At 48.3% G+C, this 20,235-nt stretch carries 17 protein-coding genes, 3 tRNA genes and 1 pseudogene; 13 read left to right on the top strand and 8 right to left on the bottom strand.

Annotated elements, in window-relative coordinates; genetic code table 11:
- Positions 1-522: 522 nt before the first annotated feature.
- From HPC37_RS06795 to efeU, 6 genes are all read left to right on the top strand, one after another.
- Entirely contained in the window at positions 523-738 is a 216-nt protein-coding gene (locus HPC37_RS06795; RefSeq protein WP_208122413.1) for a YceK/YidQ family lipoprotein, read from the top strand.
- Between the two features lie 2 nt (positions 739-740).
- Positions 741-2,759 (top strand): DNA helicase Rep, encoded by a 2,019-nt coding sequence (gene rep / locus HPC37_RS06790; protein WP_208122412.1) that lies wholly within the window; start codon positions 741-743, stop codon positions 2,757-2,759.
- 106 nt (positions 2,760-2,865) lie between these two features.
- Positions 2,866-2,955, top strand: a tRNA-Ser gene (locus HPC37_RS06785).
- 10 nt (positions 2,956-2,965) lie between these two features.
- A tRNA-Arg gene (locus HPC37_RS06780) sits at positions 2,966-3,042 on the top strand.
- A gap of 58 nt (positions 3,043-3,100) precedes the next feature.
- Positions 3,101-3,177 (top strand) — tRNA-Arg (locus HPC37_RS06775).
- Between the two features lie 151 nt (positions 3,178-3,328).
- Entirely contained in the window at positions 3,329-4,120 is a 792-nt protein-coding gene (efeU, locus tag HPC37_RS06770) for an iron uptake transporter permease EfeU (protein WP_208122411.1), read from the top strand.
- Positions 4,121-4,186: 66 nt separating this feature from the next.
- On the opposite strand, the gene HPC37_RS06765 is transcribed toward efeU, so the two are convergent.
- The 8 genes from HPC37_RS06765 to HPC37_RS06730 all read right to left on the bottom strand — a co-directional run bounded on the left by HPC37_RS06765 (position 4,187) and on the right by HPC37_RS06730 (position 14,467).
- On the bottom strand, positions 4,187-5,398 hold the full coding sequence (locus HPC37_RS06765; RefSeq protein WP_208122410.1) for a cytochrome-c peroxidase: 1,212 nt from the start codon (positions 5,396-5,398) through the stop codon (positions 4,187-4,189).
- On the bottom strand, positions 5,310-6,317 hold the full coding sequence (locus HPC37_RS06760; protein ID WP_208122409.1) for a sterol desaturase family protein: 1,008 nt from the start codon (positions 6,315-6,317) through the stop codon (positions 5,310-5,312). The genes HPC37_RS06765 and HPC37_RS06760 overlap by 89 nt, the downstream gene beginning before the upstream one ends.
- 8 nt (positions 6,318-6,325) lie before the next feature.
- Entirely contained in the window at positions 6,326-7,348 is a 1,023-nt protein-coding gene (locus tag HPC37_RS06755; protein ID WP_208122408.1) for an imelysin family protein, read from the bottom strand.
- Positions 7,345-8,712: a di-heme oxidoredictase family protein gene (locus tag HPC37_RS06750; protein WP_208122407.1), complete on the bottom strand. Its 1,368-nt coding sequence runs from the start codon at positions 8,710-8,712 to the stop codon at positions 7,345-7,347. Before HPC37_RS06750 ends, HPC37_RS06755 begins: the two co-directional genes overlap by 4 nt.
- A 49-nt stretch (positions 8,713-8,761) precedes the next feature.
- Positions 8,762-10,108 carry an imelysin family protein gene (locus HPC37_RS06745; protein ID WP_208122406.1) on the bottom strand — a complete coding sequence of 449 codons (1,347 nt, stop codon included), beginning with the start codon at positions 10,106-10,108 and terminating at the stop codon, positions 8,762-8,764.
- A gap of 137 nt (positions 10,109-10,245) precedes the next feature.
- Positions 10,246-11,301, bottom strand: a complete 1,056-nt coding sequence (fbpC, locus tag HPC37_RS06740; protein WP_208122405.1) for a ferric ABC transporter ATP-binding protein — start codon at positions 11,299-11,301, stop codon at positions 10,246-10,248.
- Between the two features lie 12 nt (positions 11,302-11,313).
- The gene (locus tag HPC37_RS06735; protein ID WP_427915962.1) at positions 11,314-13,350 is read right to left on the bottom strand and encodes an ABC transporter permease; all 2,037 of its coding nucleotides are present in this window, start codon (positions 13,348-13,350) and stop codon (positions 11,314-11,316) included.
- 82 nt (positions 13,351-13,432) lie between these two features.
- Positions 13,433-14,467: an ABC transporter substrate-binding protein gene (locus HPC37_RS06730; RefSeq protein ID WP_208122403.1), complete on the bottom strand. Its 1,035-nt coding sequence runs from the start codon at positions 14,465-14,467 to the stop codon at positions 13,433-13,435.
- A gap of 263 nt (positions 14,468-14,730) precedes the next feature.
- Here HPC37_RS06730 and HPC37_RS06725 point away from each other — a divergent pair, with 263 nt between their 5' ends.
- The 7 genes and pseudogenes from HPC37_RS06725 (at position 14,731) to HPC37_RS06690 (ending at position 20,234) form a co-directional block, all read left to right on the top strand.
- Entirely contained in the window at positions 14,731-14,934 is a 204-nt protein-coding gene (locus tag HPC37_RS06725; protein WP_208122402.1) for a helix-turn-helix domain-containing protein, read from the top strand.
- 20 nt (positions 14,935-14,954) lie between these two features.
- Complete coding sequence (locus HPC37_RS06720; protein WP_208122401.1) at positions 14,955-15,455, top strand: IclR family transcriptional regulator; 501 nt, start codon at positions 14,955-14,957, stop codon at positions 15,453-15,455.
- Positions 15,456-15,483: 28 nt separating this feature from the next.
- Positions 15,484-16,260 carry an SDR family NAD(P)-dependent oxidoreductase gene (locus HPC37_RS06715; RefSeq protein WP_208122400.1) on the top strand — a complete coding sequence of 259 codons (777 nt, stop codon included), beginning with the start codon at positions 15,484-15,486 and terminating at the stop codon, positions 16,258-16,260.
- Positions 16,261-16,293: 33 nt separating this feature from the next.
- A pseudogene (locus tag HPC37_RS10935) lies at positions 16,294-17,253 on the top strand (Bug family tripartite tricarboxylate transporter substrate binding protein).
- Positions 17,254-17,307: 54 nt separating this feature from the next.
- Positions 17,308-17,784: a tripartite tricarboxylate transporter TctB family protein gene (locus HPC37_RS06700; protein WP_208122397.1), complete on the top strand. Its 477-nt coding sequence runs from the start codon at positions 17,308-17,310 to the stop codon at positions 17,782-17,784.
- Positions 17,785-17,802: 18 nt separating this feature from the next.
- Positions 17,803-19,314 (top strand): tripartite tricarboxylate transporter permease, encoded by a 1,512-nt coding sequence (locus tag HPC37_RS06695; RefSeq protein WP_208122396.1) that lies wholly within the window; start codon positions 17,803-17,805, stop codon positions 19,312-19,314.
- Between the two features lie 2 nt (positions 19,315-19,316).
- Complete coding sequence (locus HPC37_RS06690; RefSeq protein WP_208122395.1) at positions 19,317-20,234, top strand: 2-dehydro-3-deoxygalactonokinase; 918 nt, start codon at positions 19,317-19,319, stop codon at positions 20,232-20,234.
- Position 20,235 lies beyond the last annotated feature (1 nt).

Raw genomic sequence — 20,235 nt, 5'->3', positions numbered from 1 at the left:
ATAAGATATTCGCTTAGTGCCAAATTGCTACGGCTCGCTCGGGTATCAAACCCTCCCTCGCCTAGCACTTTAGGCACCCGCTCAGCATCTTATTCCGGGGGCGGATCGCATAATCGAGATTTTAATTTTGCAAACATAAAGTGCGGTTAAAAGTAATTTAAAAGTGCGGTTTTTGAGATCTTGGCAACCGCACTTTGTGTTTTAACCCTCGTGAATGGCTGTGGTGTTTTTGGGCCCCATAAAGCCGCTAGTGCGGAGCGCAGTGGTTATCAGTGAGAATTTTTCGTGTCCGAAGCCCGCGCAGCGGGCAAGTTAAAAATTCGAACGGTTAAATAACCACGTAGCGCAGCACGGCCAGCGGCGAACCTGGGGTGCGTTGGGTTCTTAGGGGCTTGCGCAAACAAGCCCCTAAGCCGCCGCAGGCGGAACTGCGATAGTCATGACGGAGTCATAAAAGAAACAAAACCGCACTTTTGATCCTACCTCAAACACCGTATAATACCCCCATTTAACCATAGCGCCATGTACAAAATCATCATCATCGCATTGAGTGTTGGGCTCACCACCGGCTGTGGCACCATCGTCACACTCATCAACCCAAACACCCCGTATAGCGCCTACGCCGGCGTCAAATACGACTACGCCATGGCCAAAAGCTGGGGACTCCCCATCCTCGACATCCCACTGTCGTTTATCCTCGACACCGCACTTTTACCCTATGTTTGGGCGCAGGAGTGACCATGAAACTCAACCCACAACAAACTGACGCCGTGCGCCTTGTCTGCGGCCCCTGCCTTGTGCTGGCGGGCGCAGGATCGGGCAAAACACGGGTGATCATCAACAAAATCGCGCACCTCATCCACCACTGTGGCTACAACCCAAGCCACATCGCAGCCGTCACCTTCACCAACAAAGCGGCGCACGAGATGAAAGAGCGCGTGGCGCACGCCATCGGCAAAAAAGAAAGCCGCGGGCTGACCGTGTGTACCTTCCACACCCTTGGGTTTGACTTTCTCAAGCGTGAATATCGCCTGCTCGGCTACAAAGCCAACATCACGCTGTTTGACCAGCACGACCAGCTGGCGCTGCTTAAAGAGTTGTGCGCCAATACGCTCAAAAACGACAAAGACTTACTGATGCAGCTGCAAAATTATATTTCGCGCTGCAAAAACGACTTATTGCTGCCCGAGCAGGCCATCGCCAGCGCCAAAGGCGATAAAGAAACGGTGTTTGCCCTGAGTTATCAGCAATACCAAGGGCAAATGCGCGCCTACAACGCGCTTGATTTTGATGATTTGATTATGCTGCCGACGTTGCTGCTCAAAGACAACGCCGAGGTGCGCGCGCGCTGGCAGGGCAAAGTGCGGTATTTGCTGGTGGATGAATACCAAGACACCAACACTAGCCAATATGAGCTGATTAAATTGCTGGTCGGGCAACAGGCCAACTTCACCGTGGTGGGTGATGATGATCAGTCCATCTACTCATGGCGCGGCGCGCGGCCTGAAAATATGCAGCGCCTGCGCGATGACTACCCGGCTTTAACCGTGATTAAACTCGAGCAAAATTACCGTTCAAGCCAGCGGATTTTGAACGCGGCGAATATTTTGATTGATAATAATGATCACGTCTTCGCCAAGCGGCTTTTCTCTCAACTCGAAGAGGGCGAAAAGCTCAACGTGATTGAGGCTAAAAACGAAGAGCACGAAGCCGAGCGCGTGGTGGCGGAGCTGGTGGCGCACCGCTTTATGCGCAAAACACGCTACAAAGATTACGCGATTTTATACCGCGGCAACCACCAAGCGCGCAGCCTGGAAAAGGTGCTGATGCAAAACCGCATTCCGTATAAAATTTCGGGCGGGACGTCGTTTTTCTCCCGCGCGGAGGTCAAAGACATGATGGCCTATTTGCGCGTGTTGGTGAACCCCGATGACGACGCCGCCTTTTTGCGCATTGTCAACACACCCAAGCGGGAAATTGGCCCCGCCACGCTAGAAAAGCTCGGCCAGCTAGCGCAAGAAAAGCACATCAGCCTGTTTGCCGCCATTTATGAATTTGAGCTGATTCAACGCCTAGCGCCGAAAAGCTATGCCGCGTTGCAACACTTTGCCGATTGGCTGGTGGCGTTAGGCGATGAAAATCAGCGCGTGAGCGGTGAAAGTGCGGTGCGCAGCCTGCTTGAGGGGTTGAATTATCAAGCCTATTTGTTCGACAACGCCGCCAGCCCCGCCATTGCCGAGATGCAAACGCGCAATGTTGCCACTTTGTTTGACTGGGTCGGCACGATGCTGCAAGGCTCAGAGCTGGAGCCGGCGCTCACGCTCAACCAAGTGGTGGCGCGCTTGACGCTGCGCGATATGCTCGAGCGCGGCGAAGAGGGCGACGAGGCCGACCAAGTGCAGTTGATGACGCTGCACGCCTCCAAGGGGCTGGAGTTCCCGTATGTCTATTTAATCGGCATGGAAGAAGGCATTTTGCCGCACCAAACCAGCATTGAGGAAGACAATGTCGAAGAAGAGCGGCGGCTGGCGTATGTCGGCATCACCCGCGCACAGCGGGAGCTGACCTTTTCGCTTTGCCTTGAACGCCGGCAATATGGCGAGGTATTCAAGCCGGAACCGAGCCGTTTTTTACTTGAGCTGCCGCAGCACGATCTCATTTGGGAACGTGACAAACCACCGGTAACCGAGGCGCAAATCGAGCAAAAAACCCAAAGCCATGTGGCGAACTTGCGCGCATTTTTGAAGACGAAAAAGTAGCCAATTGCTTGCAAATCAAGCAACCAAACCAAAAAGTGCGGTTTAAGGGCAAAAAGCATTTGACTTATTTTCAGAAAATCGTATTATGTGCGCTCAAACCAAATGTGGTGAGATGGCCGAGAGGCTGAAGGCGCACCCCTGCTAAGGGTGTATAGGGGAAACTCTATCGAGGGTTCGAATCCCTCTCTCACCGCCATTTATACTGCGCATCCGTAGCTCAGCTGGATAGAGTACTCGGCTACGAACCGAGCGGTCAGAGGTTCGAATCCTCTCGGATGCGCCATTCACTTTTACTCTAGGTGAGTGTAAAATGTATAAGTGCGGTTAAATAAATTATCAGCGCATCCGTAGCTCAGCTGGATAGAGTACTCGGCTACGAACCGAGCGGTCAGAGGTTCGAATCCTCTCGGATGCGCCATTTCTCTTCTCTTTCTTTTTTTATTCCCTTTTTTCATCAAAACACATCAGCGTGCTTTTTTGCGCGTAAAATGAAATTAAGAATAAGTGTCATTTGTATTCAATAGTCAAAAACTATATAATCTAGCCATCATTGAATACAAGGACACATCATGTTAGTTACCTTCCTTATCATGCTGCGTGAGGGGCTTGAGGCCGCGCTCATCGTGGCGATTGTCGCCGGCTTTTTGAAACAATCAGGCCACAGCCATATGATCCCTAAAGTGTGGCTGGGCGTGCTCGGCGCGCTGATTTTGTGCGCCGCCATTGGCTATGGCATCTACAAAGGCACGGGCGAAATCCCACAACAAGCACAAGCGATGGTGGCCGGCTCCATTGCCTTGATTGCCGTTGGCATGCTGACCTATATGATTTTGTGGATGAAAAAGGCCGCCCGCTCGGTCAAACGCCAATTGCAAGACTCCGTCACCGCCGCGTTGAAACAAGGCAACGGGCAAGGCTGGGCGCTGGTGGGCATGGCGTTTTTAGCCGTGGTGCGTGAGGGGATCGAAACCGTCTTCTTCTTGCTGGCGGTGTTTCAACAAAGCAGCTCGCAATATATGCCGCTCGGCGCCGTGCTCGGGCTGGTGTTTGCAATCGTGATCGGCTGGTTGATTTATGAAGGCAGCGTGAGCCTGAATCTTGCCAAATTCTTCCGTTGGACAGGTGTGTTCTTGATTTTTGTCGCCGCCGGCTTAATCGCCAGCGCATTTCGTGGCTTTCACAACGCCGGCCTGTGGCAATGGGGGCAAGAGGTGGTGTTCAACTGGTCAGGCGCGCTGAATGAAAAAAGCCCGTTTGGCATTTTGCTCGGGGGCATTTTCGGCTACACCGACCACCCTACCGTGAGCGATTTAACCCTCTATTTTGGCTACCTGATCCCTGTGCTGTTTTCTTTTGTATAAAGGGAAAGCATCCAAAGCATAATCAAAAAACCGCACTTTCAAAGTGCGGTTTTGAGTTTTAATCACCTATTTCCCTTGCGCTTGTTGCTTGGCTTGCGCCTCGGCGCGCGCTTTCTTTTGCCGCTCAAGCAGGGGCTCGTAGCGTTTGTCGGTTAATGTTTCCATAAACGCCACCAAGGCATCAACTTTGCGATCGGTGAGTTTTTTCGCCAGCAGTTTGTCCATGCTCAGCGTGCCGTCCACTTCAGGCTTGCCCCACGGTTTGCCGGTTTCAGGGTTGATTTTGTTCTCTGGGTTGTTGTATTTATCATAAAACAGCACCACGGTGCGCAAGTCTTTAAACACGCCATTGTGCATATAAGGGCCAGTGACCGCCACGTTACGCAGGGTTGGCACTTTGAACTTGCCGCGTTGTTTGGCGCGATCGGCTGGGTCTGTGATCATCGGGTTTTCAGCCAAGCCTTCGTCTTTGAAATCCTCTGGCAACTTGTCCAACGCCAGCAATTCAGGGTTTGATGGCACGCCGATGTTGTGATATTCGTAATTACTGAAGGTTTCGTTTTTCAGATCTTCGCGTTTTTCCAGGGTGTGGCACTCAATGCATTTGAGGTTATTGTTAGAGAAAAACAGCGTGCGGCCTAAATCTTCGAGCAAGGTGAGCTCGTATTCACCGCGCAAATAACGGTCGTATTTCGAGTCAAACGGCGCAAATTCATCGGTCATTTCATAGGCGGCAATGGCATCGGTCATTGCGGCATAGGCCGTTTTGGTGCTGTCCCACACGTGCTCGCCGTAGAGTTTGATAAAGTTATCATGATAAAACGGTTTGGCTTTGATCCGTGCGACCACTTCGTCTTCATTGCCCATGGCCATCTCCACAGGGTTGACTGGCGGGCCGCCGGCTTGCGCGGCTAAGTCCACTGCGCGGCCATCCAAAAATTGCCCGCCGACATATTCGCCCTTTTTCTTATCATAATGAAAGTGCGGTGAGAATTTGGCGTACGCCGCGGTTGGCGCGTTGCGAGTGCCAAAGGAGTGGCCGTCGCTGCCCTCAGAGACAATGCCGTTGGCCTTGGTCACGCGCCCATCGGTGTACCCATGGTCAGGACTGTGGCAGCTTGAGCAGCTCTCATTTTGGTAAAACGAGAGATCAGGGTCAAAAAACAGCTCTTCGCCAAGGGCGACTTTGTCAACTTGAGCGCCCTTCGCGAGCGCGAGATTTGTCGCGCAGGCACAACTGGCTGCGCTGATCAGTAAAGCGAGATAACGTTTTTTCATGGTTTTTTCTCCACAGCGTCCAGCAGTCAACAAACGGCTGCTTGAATAGATCAATTAAAGTACGGTACTGTTTTGCCATTTTTTCTGGGAAGCCAAACGGCGGTGGCGTGGTGATGTTTTCGCTGGTTTGCAGCGTGCCAAAAGTGCGGTCAAACACACTCAAATAGCCGCCAAAATTGCGTGCGGCGTATTGATAAGTGTGGTGCAGCTGGTGCTGCGCGGGGGAAATCAACCAGCGCTCGAGCCATTTTGGGTAACGCAAATAGATGTGCGAGTGGCGCAAATTGCCGCCGAGCATCGCCATCAGCCAGATAAAAATATTCGCGCCACCAATCATATACACATCCAGCCCCGCGCCAAAGATCCACAAAAACACGCCTGTCACCATACCGGCGGTGAGCGCATAGCGCAGCCCGAAGAGGAAATTTTCCATCGGATGCACGCGGTAAAACGTCAGTGGATTGAGCACAGGCGCGCTGTGGTGAACTTTGTGAAATTGCCACAGCCACGGCACGGTGTGCAGCCAGCGGTGCAGCCAATAGCGGGTAAACTCACTGGTGATGAAAAGTGCGGTGGTGTAACACAGCGTCACCGCCACCGCCGGCCAGCTTAAATGCAACGGCGCGTGGAGCTTAAGCAACACTAAATTGGTGTACAGCGCCACCGTTTTGGCCGAAAGAATCAGCGGCAGCAAGATGTACATCTTCACCAGCCACACCGCGATAAAATAGCGGTAGTCCAGCAGTGCGCTGGGGTGCAGCCAATAGGCTTTCACCTCGCCTAAGCGCGTGCGGATGCGGCTTTGCTGCGCGCGCGGCTTGCAGGCCAAATAGGCCAGCGCAATAACCAGCGCGCTGAGCAAATAGCCCCAGTATAAGCGCTGCTGCGGGTTGAATAAGTAATCTTGCAAAAGTGGCACGGTGCACCTTAATCGCCATCAGCTTCGAGAATTTTTGCCATCACCGGCAAAGCTTGGATAAGGCTATTATAGTAGCTACTTTGCAATTTACCGACCACTTGATACAACAATTTGCTTTGTTGCTGATCGAAATCAAATTCACTCTTATTTAATTTTGCCACCTCAGCTTCCGCTTGCGCCAGTTGGCTTTGAGCCTGCTCAAGGGGCTTTTGCGCGCCATAAATATCGGCAATTTCGACAAAATTAGGGAAGGCTTGCGGGCTGATGAGCTGGCTTTGGGTGTGCAAAATCTCACCAATTGCCGCCAAGCTCAAGTGGCTTAAAAAATACTCCGCACGGCGTGGGTCGGGCTGGTTAAGGTATTTTTTAGTTAGTCCTGCCACATCACCAATGCGCCAATCTTTCAAGCCCAAGGTTTGGTTAGCGAGCACATTGGCGAGCATTGAAAGGGCGTTGTCGCGCGCACTCAAAAAGTTCTCGCGGTTGGTTTCATACACGTTGGCAATGTCCCCTAGGCGCTCGCAAATATTGTCGCTGATGCCTTTGGCAATGGCCAGCCGGCGCTCGCTTAAGTCATCCGCGCCGTAGAGCACGGCCTCAAGGGCGTTGACGGTTTTATAGGAGTGTTTATAAAGTGCGGTTTTCGGTGCGGAGCTGCTTTTGAGCACTTTGTCCATCTGCTCGGTGATGCTCTCGTTGCCCACGTGGAAAATATCTAAATAGCGTGGGTAGTCAATCGCATCTTGGTCAAGATCGCCTGCAATATACGTCGCCTCCACGGCCTTCCAGCGCAAAATCAAGTCTTTAAAGCCTGCGTCAATCGCGCTGCTGCGCGAGCCTGGCTGGGCGGCGTCTAGCGTTTGCTGCCAGTTGTGGCATTGGCTGACCGCACTTTGAGCATTTTTGACGATCACGTTGTCATACATCGCAGCGAGCGCTTCGTCTTGCTGGGCGTTTGGGTCTTTAATCAGCACCAGCACGCTCACCACGCTAAGCAGCGCCACGGCAATGGCAATTTTTTTCAGTTTCATAACGACTCCACAAAATCAAGCAACGCTTGGCGATCGCTTGGGGTTAGGTTTTTAAAGTGATCCACGCTCTCTTGCGCCTGCCCGCCATGCCACAAAATGGCCTCCGTGACGTTACGCGCACGGCCATCGTGCAGCAATAAAATGCCCGCTTTCAAGCGCGCATTGAGCCCCCAAAGTGCGGTTGTGCGCCACTCACTGGCCGCCGCTTCAAACTCTGGGCGATTGTCAGACAGCCCCTCGCCCATCTCGTGGAGCAGCATGTCGGTATACGGCATAAAAGGCACACCATCGGCGGTTTGCAGCGAGGGCGTATGGCAGTCATGGCAGCCAATGCGCTCAAACAGCTGTGCCCCTTTCGGGTGTTTGCCCGCCGGCAAATTGGCTGGTGCGCGCAGCTTTTTCAAATAAAACGCGATGGCATCGAGGCGCAGCAGTGGCAAGTCAATCCGCCCTTGTGGCGAGTTGCGCGACGGCGTGGCGTTAAGGCAGGCTGTTTGCGCGCTGGTGCAATTCTCGGCTGGGTAAAACGGGTTGGTCAGCCCCATGTCGTTGTGGGCGGCGTCGGCCGTTTGCATCCGCACGCTGCTGTGCGCGGCTTTGTAGCCAAAGCGGCCAATTTCTTTTTGCTGGGTGTAGGGGTTATAAACCCACTGCACCTTGCCCTTGACCGCACTTTGGGTTTTCGCCTGGGCATCAGCCAGTGCCAAAATCGTGTCATCACTCACCGCTTCCAGCAAGCCAAGGCCCGTTAACACTGGCGCAACGCGCAGGCTGATGCGTGTGGCTTTGTCCAGCGGGCCGTAGTTGAGCTCGCTTAGCTCACCGATGGGGCGGCGCAGCGACACCACTGTGCCGTCGGCAAGTGTGTCGGTGTGTTCTTGCCAGCGAAGTGCGGTTTTGGCCTCAAACGGCACGGCGCCAGTGGCGTTGATGGCGATTTGGCTGCCGTAAACAGGGTCTGGCATCGTCACACTGTGGGCGGGGCGCTGGCTGTGTTTGTTCGGTTGCGAGAGTTTGAAAACCAAAGTGCGGTTGACGCCCTCGCCTTTGCTCAGCGCGCCTTTGTGGCGGCTTTCGCTGTGGCAAGCCACACAGGCATTGGCGTTAAACAGCGGGCCTAGGCCGTCACGTGCGGTGGTGGCGCTGGGTGCGACCACCCACGGGATAGTGAAAAAGGAGCGCCCGAGCATAAATTCATCCAGCTGCGCATCATTCAAGCCTTTGACGGCGCGGTGGCTGGGCAATTGCTGGCGGCTTTCAAACACGCCGCTGGCAGGCGCGTTGGCCAAAATGCCAGGCGATAAAAAAAGGAAAACTGCACCCAGCCAAGCGGGTGCAGAAAGTGTGATACGATGGGTTTGCATAATAACCTTGCGAGAAATATTGGCGACATCTGCCGCCAATTTTAACAGATTATTTTTCGTAATCGTGATTTTCTTCGCTGTCGGTTACATCATCGGTAGTCAAGCTAACACCATAGGTTTTAGCCACGGTTACCATTTTGTCACCCAAGCGGCGCAATTCGTTTTTCAAGCTCACGATGTTTTGCGCTTCTGCTTTGTTTTCTGGGTGAATTTGGTAGTCAAAATGCATGGTGGTTTTGGCCAAATGGTCGATTTTCGCGATGCGGCCGTTGATGCTTTTAAGCATTTTTTCAATTTCCGCTTTATCTTGCGCGTTTAAGGCGTCAATTGGCGCTTGGCCGATTTTTTTGCCGTTGTATTGGCCGAGCAACACGTTTTCAAAGCCTAAGAAGTTTTGCGCGATGTCGCGGTGGGTGTTGTCAGAAAAACAAGAGTGTTCGTCTTCTTCACTTGGGGTCAACACCGCCACGGCGATACGTTCGTTGGCTAATTCAGATTTGATGAACATACCCATGCCGATGAAAATGTCTTTCAACGCATCCGCTTCAGGGATGTTTTCTTTCGCTTTGTCGCCAGAAAGTTTGCCGAGCAAGGCTTGGCGGAATTCACCGTCTGGTGTCCAGGCGCTGTAAACCACTTCAAGATCGCTGACCAATTTGTCCGCTGAGGCTTTGAGGTAGTCAAGGCGGCGTTGGGCGAATTTGTCAGTGGTGAAGTCTGTCAATGGGCGTTGGCCGGCGGTCATCGCACCGTGAGTGACTTTGTCTTCAATGAAGTTGTTGTAATCTTGGTCTTGACCCCAGAGCAAAAATTCAATCGCGTGGTAGCCTGATGCCACGTTGGCTTCGCCACCGTTTTGGTTGAGCTCAGTGATCACTTCAGGGGTAATTTTATCCACATTGACATCGGTTGGGTTTTCACCACCTGGGTTAAATTTGCCTTTTGAATCAATGATGTTACCGCTGGTTTTTTTGCCTTCAGCATCCACGGTGTAGTCGATCATATTTTCATCAAGCGGCCAAGCATTGATTTGCTCTTCTTTGTTGCCGTATTTTTCTTCCACCCAGCCTTCTTCTGCGTCAATTGGGCCTTGGGAGAGGCGGAACACTTCAGATTGGCCGTAAGATTCACGCGAGTCAAGCCACGCTTGTTTGGCGTTTTTAAATGTTTCTTCAGTTGGGTTTTTAACAAAGGCGTCAATGGCTTGTTGCAATTTTTTGGCGTCTTTCAAGCTGTCGGCATAGGCTAGATCAGCAATTTGTGCGTAGGTGTTTAAAAATGACTGTGCTTGTTTGACTTGCGCAGCCGTTAAATCTGCGGCATTGGCGCTCAGTGACGCACTGCCAATGGCCAGCCCTGCGCAAATTGCAACAGTGAGAGTTTTTAATTTCAACATGGGAATCTCCTCGGGTTAAAGAATTGGGTTAAATTCAGAACAACTGTAAATACTAACTATTATCAGTCAAATTTAACCCAATATCAAATTTTATCCACAAAAAGAGGTAGATTTTTGCCCCTGTTTAACGTAAGCACTCACTCACATGGTAGCAAGAAGACCCCGCGCAACGACAGCTTAACGTAAGCAACGCGTTGATCTGCTTGGAAATCTTCTGGCCGTGTGTTGACTAACAACTCTTGGCCTTGCCACAGCGCAATCACCTCCCAGTGGTTACCCATATAAACCGCACTTTTGATTTCGCAGCGCTGCGCCTCACTGCCTTCGCTGGTCAAAAACACCGCTTCTGGGCGGATGCCGAGCATACACTCGCCGTCTTTGACGGCAAAGCTGGCATAATCGGGGAAGTCAAACTCATAATCATTGACCGCCACTCGTCCGTCGTGCAGCGTGGCGGGGTAAATGGTCGATTCCCCCATAAAGTTGGCCAAAAAGAGCGAATTTGGGCGCAAATAAAGCTCTTTGGCGCTGGCTTTTTGCATAATGTGGCCTTTGTGCATCACAATCACCTCATCCGATACCGCGAAAGCCTCGGTTTGATCGTGGGTCACATAAAGCGAGGTGATGTTGAGCTGTTGCTGCAATTCACGGATTTTCTCGCGCATCGCACGGCGCAGGTTGGCGTCGAGGTTGGAGAGCGGCTCGTCAAACAACAGCACTTTTGGCTTAAGCACCAACGCGCGCGCCAGCGCCACCCGTTGCTGCTGCCCGCCGGAGATTTGATCAACGTAGCGATCGCCAAAGCCTTCTAAATCCACCAGCGCCAGCGCCTCTTCAATGCGCTGCTTGCGCTCTTTGCTGCTGACGTTGAGCATTTTCAAGCCATAGCCCACGTTGTCGGCAATCGACATATGCGGGAACAGTGCATAAGATTGAAACACGATACAAATATCACGATTTTGAATGGATGATTTGGTCACATCTTCGCCATCGATGAAAATCTGCCCCGAGGTTGGGCTTTCAAGGCCGGCTACCAAGCGCAAAATGGTGGTTTTGCCACAGCCCGACGGCCCCAGCAAGGTGGTCATGGTGCCGCGTTTGATGCGCAAGTTGAGGTTATCGATCACCACCGATTTCCCGAAGGATTTGGTCACGTTTTTTAATACTAAGAAATCTTCGTTTTGTGTTGTCATTATTCGTTCCTATTATTTCGTCACTTTTGCTTTCGAACGCGAAATGCGTGTATCACCAATGGCCCAGTCGAACAATAAAATAATCGACATCATCACCACAATCAGCACAGAGCCGTAGGCAATGGCGGTGCCGTATTCGCCGTCTTCCACACGATTTAAAATATACGCGGTGGCTACCCGTGTGTCGGCCGTCACCAAGAAGATGATGGCGCTGACGGTTGTCATCGCGCGCACAAAGCTGGTCACCAGTGCTGAGAGCAGCGCGGGTTTGAGCAGCGGGAAGACGATGTAAATAATGGTTTTAAACGAGCTGCCTTTGAGCGAAAGCGAGGCCTCATCGAGGGATTTATCCAACTGCCCAAGGCCTGCGATCGCAGCACGCATCCCGATTGGCAAATCACGCATCACCATGGAAATAATAATGATGATGCCAGTGCCGGTGATGTACATCGGCGCATTGTTAAACGCCAAAATGTAAGACACCCCCGCCACCGTGCCCGGCACGGCAAAGCACAGCATGGTTAAAAACTCGAGTGTTTTTTTGCCTTGGAACTGCTTACGCACCACGATATACGCTATCAGCAAACCGAAAAGTGCGGTCAGCGGTGCGGCAATGCCCGCGTAGATGATGGTGTTGATCAGCGACGGCCACGCCCCTTCACTGAAGCCTTGGCCAAACATTTCGACATAGTTGCGGGTGGTCAAGGTGTAATCGACACCCCAGTTGACGGTGAAACTGCCGTAGAAAATGCTGCCGTAGAGCACAAAGTTGAACACAATCCAAAACGCCAGCAGCGCGACAATCACATTTTTCAACCCTGTTGGCAAATCTTGCACATCGCCGCGGTAGGATTTACCCGAAACGGTAACGTAAGAGCGGTTGCCAATCCAGATATACTGCACAATGAAAATCCCGAGTGAGAAAATCAGCAACAGCGTGCCCAAGGTGCTGGCTGAGGCATAATCCAGCTGGGAGCCTGCAATGTAGAAATAAATTTGGGTCGCGATCACATCAAAGCTGCCGCCGAGCACCAACGGGTTGGAGAAGTCCGCCAGTGATTGGATAAACACCAGCAAAAAGGCGTTCGCCAACGCAGGGCGCAGCAATGGAAAAATGATTTGGAAAAAGGTTTGATAACGGTTGGCGCGCAAGGTGTAGGACGCCTCTTCAATCGACGGGTGAATGGATTTCAATGCCCCGTCTAAAATCATAAACGCCAGCGGTGTGAACGCCAAAATTTGCGCAATGGCAATGCCGTTAAAGCCATAGAGCCAGTTGGTGTTCGTGAATCCAAAATGGGTATAGAGGAAATCCGTCACATAGCCTGAGCGCCCGAGCATCAAGGTTACCCCAAGGCCGACCACAAACGGCGGTGTCACGATTGGCAAAATAGAGAAGATCTTACCGATAAACGCAGTGCGCTTGGCAATGCGCGTGGTATACAGCGCAAACGCCAGCCCAAACACCGTTGACATCAAACCGACAAAGCCTGAGAGCAGCAACGAGTTGGTGATCACCCGAATGATGTAATTCTGGCTTAAGATGTGCAGCACCTGCCCTGGCACAAACTCATCGCCGTCATAAAACATCGAAATAAAAATCGCCACTGTTGGGTAAACAATAAAGAAAAAGATCAGCAAAATGATCGCCAACAGCGAGGCGATAATGAATTTATCTCCTTGCATCACCTTGAGCTTCGCCAGCGATAGCGTGGCAATGGCGGTGAGCGCGATAAACAGCACAATCACCGAATAGCCAAGGCTGACTTTGTAGACAATCGCGCTGATGAAAACCAACAGTGCGGTTGCGTACACCAGCGCGAGCTCAAGTTTGGCTTGCGTTTGCCGCTTCAAGCCCAATGCGGGCAGCAGCAAAAAGATCAAGACAGGTGCAAACCACAGCCAGCTGAGGTTCACGCTATACCAGCCCATCGCCTCGAGCATTTCATCAAAAGTGGAATCCAACAGCCCATAATCCAACGCCATTGACGGCAAGCAAGCAAACCCTAAAAACGTCAGCAGCACCCAAAAGTGCGGTTTGTTTGCCATTGTTGTGATAAATTTCATTACAACCTCAAATGTTAAAAAGAAAAAGGGAATGGCACAACGCCATTCCCCACCTCAGTGCGCCTTATTTAGATAATTTTACCTCTTCAACCCACTTGTTGATCAAGGCTTTGCGCATCTCTGTTGAGCCATATTTTTCAAAGTCGTAGTTCACCAGTTTCAATTTGTTCGGGTCAATCGCGCTTGGGGATTGCTCCGCGGTGGTATTGGTCAACGTTTGGTGAGACTGGCCAGACTTCCACGCCACTTCTTGGCCTTCTTTTGAAAGCGCCCAATCGACAAACAATTTCGCGTTGTCGAGGTTGCGCGCGCCTTTAAGAATGCTCACGCCACCAAGCTCATAGCCGGTGCCCTCACACGGTGCCACCAACTCAAGCGGCGCGCCTTTTTCTTTTTCAAGCGCGTAGTCATGCAAAAAGCCAATCCCGACCGCACTTTCACCACGGGCGGCATTGCGCGCAGGGGTGATACCTGATTTGGTGTATTGTGAAATATTTTTATCTAAGTCTTTGAAATATTGGAATGCTTTGCCTTCATCCCACAACTGCACGAAAGTGGCAATGGCGGTGTAGGCCGTGCCTGAGCTTTGCGGGTCAGCAATTTGAATTTCGCCTTTCAGGCGTGGGTCCAGCAAATCTTTCCAGCATTTTGGCACCTCATTAATGCCCAATTTTTTCAGCCGCTCAGTGTTCACCCCAAAGCCCAAGATGCCGATATAAATCGCCGATGACAAATTGCCTTTCACCTTGCCTGGGTCACGGAATTTTTCATCGATTTCTTTTAAATTCGGGGATTTATACGCCTCAAGCAGGCCCAGTTCACCGGCTTGTGATTGCGGGTCAAATGTCCCGCCATACCACACATCCGCCTGTGGGTTGTTTTTCTCTGCTTCAATTTTGGCAAAAGTACTGCCTGAACCATTGCGGATAAACGAGGTTTTCACATCGTATTTTTTAGAAAATGCTTGAACTTCGCTTTCGCACATTGCGTTGGTCGCACTGCAATACACCACCAAGCGCCCCTTAGCCTGCGCCGTTGCGGTAAACACCCCTGCAATCAACAATGATGCAGCCACTAATGATAATTTAGACACTTTCATACGCTCTCCTCTTAATGTCGAAATACGAAAATTGCGTTTAGTATATCGAAAAAGCCCCCCGCATTCTGTGAGTTGTTTCACAAGTTGTTAAAGAGGGCCACCGTCTATCTATTCTAAAAGTGCGGTTTATGCCTACTCAGATTTCTAAAGCAATTACAAAAAATTCCACTATTCGGAATATGTATTTTGCATTATGAAACTATGGCATTGATCACATAAATTGTACAAGCTTTTAGTTAAAGTAACTCATGTAAGGATGAAGTATGAGTGAAACCAAAAGTATTTTAAAAAGCATCGATGTACTTGAAGCTATCTCCGTTGGACACAGGACGCTAACAGCTATCCAACGAGCTTTAGATATGCCTAAAACTACTGTGCACCGGACACTGAAATCATTGGAAACTAAAACTATATTCGCCACGTCGTTGGTATTGGCTATGTCCTTGGCACCAGTATCATTCGATTAGGTATCATCGCACAAGAACAGATGCCTCTGAAAGCCATTGCGCATCCTTATTTAGAGGAATTAGCGAGAGTGACACAAGATACAGTACATTTAGGTATTCGTGAAGGCGACCATATTTTTTATTTAGACAAAATTTCAGGCTCTCGCCAAATTGAAATGCGCTCTCGAATTGGTGATCGACTCCCACTTGCCATCACTGGCATTGGAAAAGCATTAATGCTGGATCTGCCTGTTACTGAGACAAATCGCTTAATCACTCACTATGCAGCAACAGATAAACACGAAGAGCTGAAAAAACGGATGAATGAGTATCGTAAAGGTGATTTTTCTTTTGATTTGGAGGACAACTGCGAAATTTTACGCTGTGTGGCTGTACCAATACGCAACAAATATGGACAAATAATTGCTGCTATTTCTGTTGCCAGTATCAGCGTTTATATGCCTAACGAGAGAATGCATGAGTTAGTTGCTGTACTCAAAAATACTGCTCAAGCCATTTCAAATAAAATTGAAAATTTATGATCTTCGCTGCAAAAATTAAGGAGAGTATATGCTAAGTGATTTGCGCAATAAAAAAGTTATCGTAACTGGCTCATCTGCTGGGATTGGCCTTGCAGTCGCGCAACTTTTTGCATCACTAGGTGCAACTGTTGCTATCACATCAAGGCGACCACCAAAAGATCTCGATAATTTACTGTCACAAATGGAGCAAGCTGGCGGTAAAGCAGCTTATTACTGTGCTGATTTAAGTAAGGAATCTGAATGCAGGAAATTGGTCAACGATTTTGTCGACGAGCATGGTGGACTAGATATTCTTATCAATAATGTCGGCGGATTAGTCGGCCGAAAACAATTACCCGAAATTGACGAAAAATTTCTTGAGGCTGTTTTTAACCTCAATGTGGCGTCAGCACAATATATGACCAAGTATGCACTTCCTTATTTAATTAACTCAGCTAAACAAGAAAATTGGACAAGTTCAGTGATTAATGTTGGATCTTTTGCAGCTTATATGGGTGGCGGACCTGGCGCCTCGTTATATGCAGCATCTAAAGGCTGGTTACATACCATCACAAAATCATGGGCGATAGCCTATGCTAAAGACGGTGTTCGCTGCAATCTTGTTTCACCCGGCACTGTTGATACGGATTTCCATGCAGACAAAGACCAAGCAACACGAGAAGCCATCAATAAAACCATCCCTCTTGGCCGCTTTGGCACGGCAAAAGAAATGGCTCCCGCTTTTGCCTTTCTCGCTTCACATCAGGCTGCTGGATATATAACAGGACAGATTATCAATGTAAATGGCGGACAATATATGCCTTAAGGCGTAATTTTATATTTTATTGAGGAGACTTATATGAAAAAATTAACTCAGCTTATCAGCATCGTCGGTGTTTCTTGCCTTGCCGCGGCCACTGTATCTCAAGCGGCAGATTATCCAACACGTAATATTGAGGTGATTGTGCCTTACTCTGCAGGGGGTGGAACTGATCTTGTTACCCGTGCATTTGTAGATACCGCTAATCAATATCTCCCACACAACATGGGCGTTGTTAATAAAGCAGGTGGTGGCGGTGCAGTTGGTTTAACTGAGATCGTCATGGCGCGACCAAATGGTTACAAAATTGGAACAGGTACCGTTGAATTAACAATGCTACCAAATTTGGGATTAGTGAATTGGAAAGCTAGTGATTTCAAGCCTATTGCACGTTTGAATGCTGAGCCTGCAGCCATTTCAGTTAAATCTGACTCTCAATGGAATACCTTTCAAGAATTCATTGATTATGCCAAAAATAACCCGAGCAAAATTCGCATTGGTAACTCAGGCACTGGGGCCATTTGGCATATTGCTGCCGAAGCACTAAGCGAAAAGACAGGAGCAAAATTTACTCATATTCCTTATGGTGGTGCAAACCCAGCAGTAACCGCACTTTTAGGTGGACATATTGAAGCCGTGACTGTTAGTCCTGCAGAGGTTATAACACATGTTTAAAATAAGACTGTGCGCATTCTTGCAGTAATGGCGGATAAGCGCTCAGAAAAATTTCCTGATGTTCCTACGCTTAAAGAGTTAGGCGTTGATCTGTCTATTGCAACATGGCGAGGTATTGTAGTACCGAAAAAAACGCCTGATGATGCTGTGAATAAGCTCAGTGAAGTAGCACTTAAAGTGAGCCAAAATGAGGCTTTCAATCAATCACTCGAAAAAATGAATCTGACACCTGCATACCTAAATTCAGAAGAATTTGAAAAAGTGATTGAGCAAGACAACGCCTTTTTCCATGACATCATGACCAAATTAGGCATGACTAAATAATTAATTTCAGGTGCTAACCTTGGTTAGCACCTCTTTGCAAGTTTGAGGTTAATTATGGAAAATCAGAAAAGAAACATTGATTATATCATATTATCAATTTATATCTTCTTTCTCGCCATTGCTGTTTTTGCTTTGTACTATGCTAATACTTTCCCTGATTTCACAATGGCCAATGATATTGGCGCAGCTCGATTCCCAATCTTCTTTGCGTCCGCACTTGCGCTGCTCTGTGTTATTGGCATAGGTAAAACACTATTTAAATCAAGCACTACAGAAGCCATTAGCTCACTACCGCTAAATGTCAAACGTGCTATCATTGCAATCATTTTTAACATTTTAACTATTTATCTCATTCCAATAATTGGATTTTATTTATCTTCTTTCTTATTTTCATGCGCGCTAATGATACTCCTTGGAATAAAAAGCAAAATAAATATTGTTTTAACCTCACTAGGAATAACAATCTTGATATATGTTGTTTTTCAATTGCTGCTCAACGTTCCACTCCCACTGGGTATTATTTTTGAATAATATTGAAGGAGAAATTAAATGGAAAACTTAGAATTATTACTTGCAGGATTTTATAGCTTATTTACTCAACCCATGGCGATATTTTTAGGGCTTATGGGGGTGTGTATTGGCCTTGTCTTAGGTGTATTACCTGGATTAACAGCGACTATGGGTGTTGCTATTTTATTACCCTTCACCTTTGGCATGGACTCTGTTTCAGCACTTTTAATGATTAGTGGTGTTTTTTTCGGAGGCATTTATGGTGGCTCCATTACTGCCGTTTTATTGAATATTCCAGGCACGCCAGCTGCCGCGGCAACCGCACTTGATGGTTATCAACTCACACGTAAAGGCAAAGCAGGGTTAGCTTTAGGTTTTGCCACCATTGGTTCTGTTATTGGCGGGATTGTTAGTGTTTTAATGTTAGTTTTCTTGGCACCACTACTAGCAAAATTTGCACTTGAATTCTCAGCACCAGAAAACTTCGCGCTTGCAGTTTTTGGTTTAAGCATCATTATTAGTATTTCAGGCAAATCTCTATTAAAAGGACTTATTACGGGCTTTATCGGGTTATTGATTGCCACAATTGGACTTGATCCTATGACAGGTTACCCTCGTTTCACTTTTGGTAATCAAGAACTTATGATCATTCCTTTTATTCCTGTCATGATCGGCTTATTTGCAGGATCTGAGGCATTCAAGTCGATCTCTGAGCCTAATGAAGTCGAGCGCAATCATATCCAAATTCCGAGTGTTATACCGAAACTCAAAGAAATTAAAGAGCAGTTTCTACTGATGATTCGCTCTGGTTTCATTGGTAGTTGTATAGGTTCGGTACCAGGGGCTGGGGCGGATATTGCTGCTTTTGTGTCTTACAATGAAGCAAAACGCTTTTCAAAACACAAGGCTCATTTTGGCACAGGACGAATTGAAGGCGTGGCCGCTGCTGAAGCGGGCTCAAACGGTTGCACGGGTGGCGCTATGCTCCCTATGCTGAGTTTAGGCATCCCAGGTGATGCGGTCACTGCAGTTATGTTGGGTGCACTGACATTACAAGGGCTTCAACCTGGCCCACTTTTATTTAAAGAGCACAGCTCCATGGTGTTCACATTATTTGCGGGAATGTTTATTTGCTACATTGCATTATTGGTCATTGGTTTATCCACACTCAAATATTTAGTCAAAGTGTTGTCCATGCCTAAATCTTATCTCATTCCTATTATTTTGTGTTTATGCTTAGTGGGAACGTTTGCGATTAATAACTCTGTATTTGATATCAGCATCATGCTCACAGCAGGCATTGTCGGTTATGTGTTAAGAATGCGTGACTTCCCAGTATCACCCATTGTGTTAGCTATGATTATGGGGCCTATGGCTGAATCCAATTTCAGACGCGCACTCGCACTCCATAATGGCAGTGTTGAATTTCTCTACACAAGACCGATCACCGCCACACTGTTTTCAATTGCTATGCTTACTATTTTCTTCCCTGTTATCAAAGTAATCTATAACTATTTGGCTTCTAAATTTTTAGTGAATAAGGGAGTTTAATCATGCTAGAACAAAAACCATCAAATCACGCTCATCTGATTGCAGTAGATTGGGGAACATCTTCATTTCGTGCAAGAATAATAGGAGCACAAGGTGATATTATCGATAGTGTGTCAACAGATGAAGGCATTTTGAAAGCCTCTCCAAACTTCGAAACCGTGCTTTTTACACACCTCTCTCAGTTACAAGGCTATAGCGCTGAATTGCCTATTGTAATGTCTGGCATGATTGGCTCTAAAAATGGCTGGCTTGAAATACCTTACACATCACTTCCTTGCGATGCCAACACGCTTGCAAAAAATATGCTTGAAGTACCCAATAGTCAAAACGCCAAAATCCTGCTTATTCCTGGTGTAAACAAAACAGGAAAATCACCCGATGTTATTCGTGGGGAAGAAACTGAAATTATTGGTGCTATCAGCGCGTTGAGTTTAACAAATGCTTCCATGATTATCACAGGCACTCACTCCAAAGTTGCCTCTATCAGAAATAAAAAAATGGTTGATTTTAAATCTTTTTTAACAGGTGAAATGTTTCATGCTCTTTGCCAATCAACCATACTGGGTGCTTTTAAGGGTAGTGTTGATAGTCAATCAATATGGTTTAGGCAGGGTGCAGAACAAGGTTTTGATTCTCGACATGGAGGACAATTACTCAATCATATTTTTTTATCTCGGACTAAAGTATTATGCGGCGATATGCCACAGGAGTATGCCATGAGCTTTTTAAGTGGCATACTAATTGGTGCTGAGATTGGTGCATCATCATATCAAGATGAGACAGTTTGGATTATGGGTAATGGCAAATTACCACAAGCTTACGCCAGTGCTCTAGAACACCTTGGGTTCAATTTTAAAATGGTGCCTGATAATACGGTTATTCAAGGTACATTAGCCATCTTTAACCAGTACAAAGGATGAC

The organism is Spirabiliibacterium mucosae (genome assembly GCF_014884965.1).
Lineage (GTDB): Bacteria > Pseudomonadota > Gammaproteobacteria > Enterobacterales > Pasteurellaceae > Spirabiliibacterium > Spirabiliibacterium mucosae.
This window is presented reverse-complemented; position numbering and strand designations above follow the sequence as displayed.

Bases quoted from the DNA above. Each gene is read 5' to 3' on its own strand.
- HPC37_RS06795 (WP_208122413.1), top strand. From the start codon at position 523: ATGTACAAAATCATCATCATCGCATTGAGTGTTGGGCTCACCACCGGC.
- rep (WP_208122412.1), top strand. From the start codon at position 741: ATGAAACTCAACCCACAACAAACTGACGCCGTGCGCCTTGTCTGCGGC.
- efeU (WP_208122411.1), top strand. From the start codon at position 3,329: ATGTTAGTTACCTTCCTTATCATGCTGCGTGAGGGGCTTGAGGCCGCG.
- HPC37_RS06765 (WP_208122410.1), bottom strand. From the start codon at position 5,398: ATGAAAAAACGTTATCTCGCTTTACTGATCAGCGCAGCCAGTTGTGCC.
- HPC37_RS06755 (WP_208122408.1), bottom strand. From the start codon at position 7,348: ATGAAACTGAAAAAAATTGCCATTGCCGTGGCGCTGCTTAGCGTGGTG.
- HPC37_RS06750 (WP_208122407.1), bottom strand. From the start codon at position 8,712: ATGCAAACCCATCGTATCACACTTTCTGCACCCGCTTGGCTGGGTGCA.
- HPC37_RS06745 (WP_208122406.1), bottom strand. From the start codon at position 10,108: ATGTTGAAATTAAAAACTCTCACTGTTGCAATTTGCGCAGGGCTGGCC.
- fbpC (WP_208122405.1), bottom strand. From the start codon at position 11,301: ATGACAACACAAAACGAAGATTTCTTAGTATTAAAAAACGTGACCAAA.
- HPC37_RS06735 (WP_427915962.1), bottom strand. From the start codon at position 13,350: ATGGCAAACAAACCGCACTTTTGGGTGCTGCTGACGTTTTTAGGGTTT.
- HPC37_RS06730 (WP_208122403.1), bottom strand. From the start codon at position 14,467: ATGAAAGTGTCTAAATTATCATTAGTGGCTGCATCATTGTTGATTGCA.
- HPC37_RS06725 (WP_208122402.1), top strand. From the start codon at position 14,731: ATGAGTGAAACCAAAAGTATTTTAAAAAGCATCGATGTACTTGAAGCT.
- HPC37_RS06720 (WP_208122401.1), top strand. From the start codon at position 14,955: ATGCCTCTGAAAGCCATTGCGCATCCTTATTTAGAGGAATTAGCGAGA.
- HPC37_RS06715 (WP_208122400.1), top strand. From the start codon at position 15,484: ATGCTAAGTGATTTGCGCAATAAAAAAGTTATCGTAACTGGCTCATCT.
- HPC37_RS06700 (WP_208122397.1), top strand. From the start codon at position 17,308: ATGGAAAATCAGAAAAGAAACATTGATTATATCATATTATCAATTTAT.
- HPC37_RS06695 (WP_208122396.1), top strand. From the start codon at position 17,803: ATGGAAAACTTAGAATTATTACTTGCAGGATTTTATAGCTTATTTACT.
- HPC37_RS06690 (WP_208122395.1), top strand. From the start codon at position 19,317: ATGCTAGAACAAAAACCATCAAATCACGCTCATCTGATTGCAGTAGAT.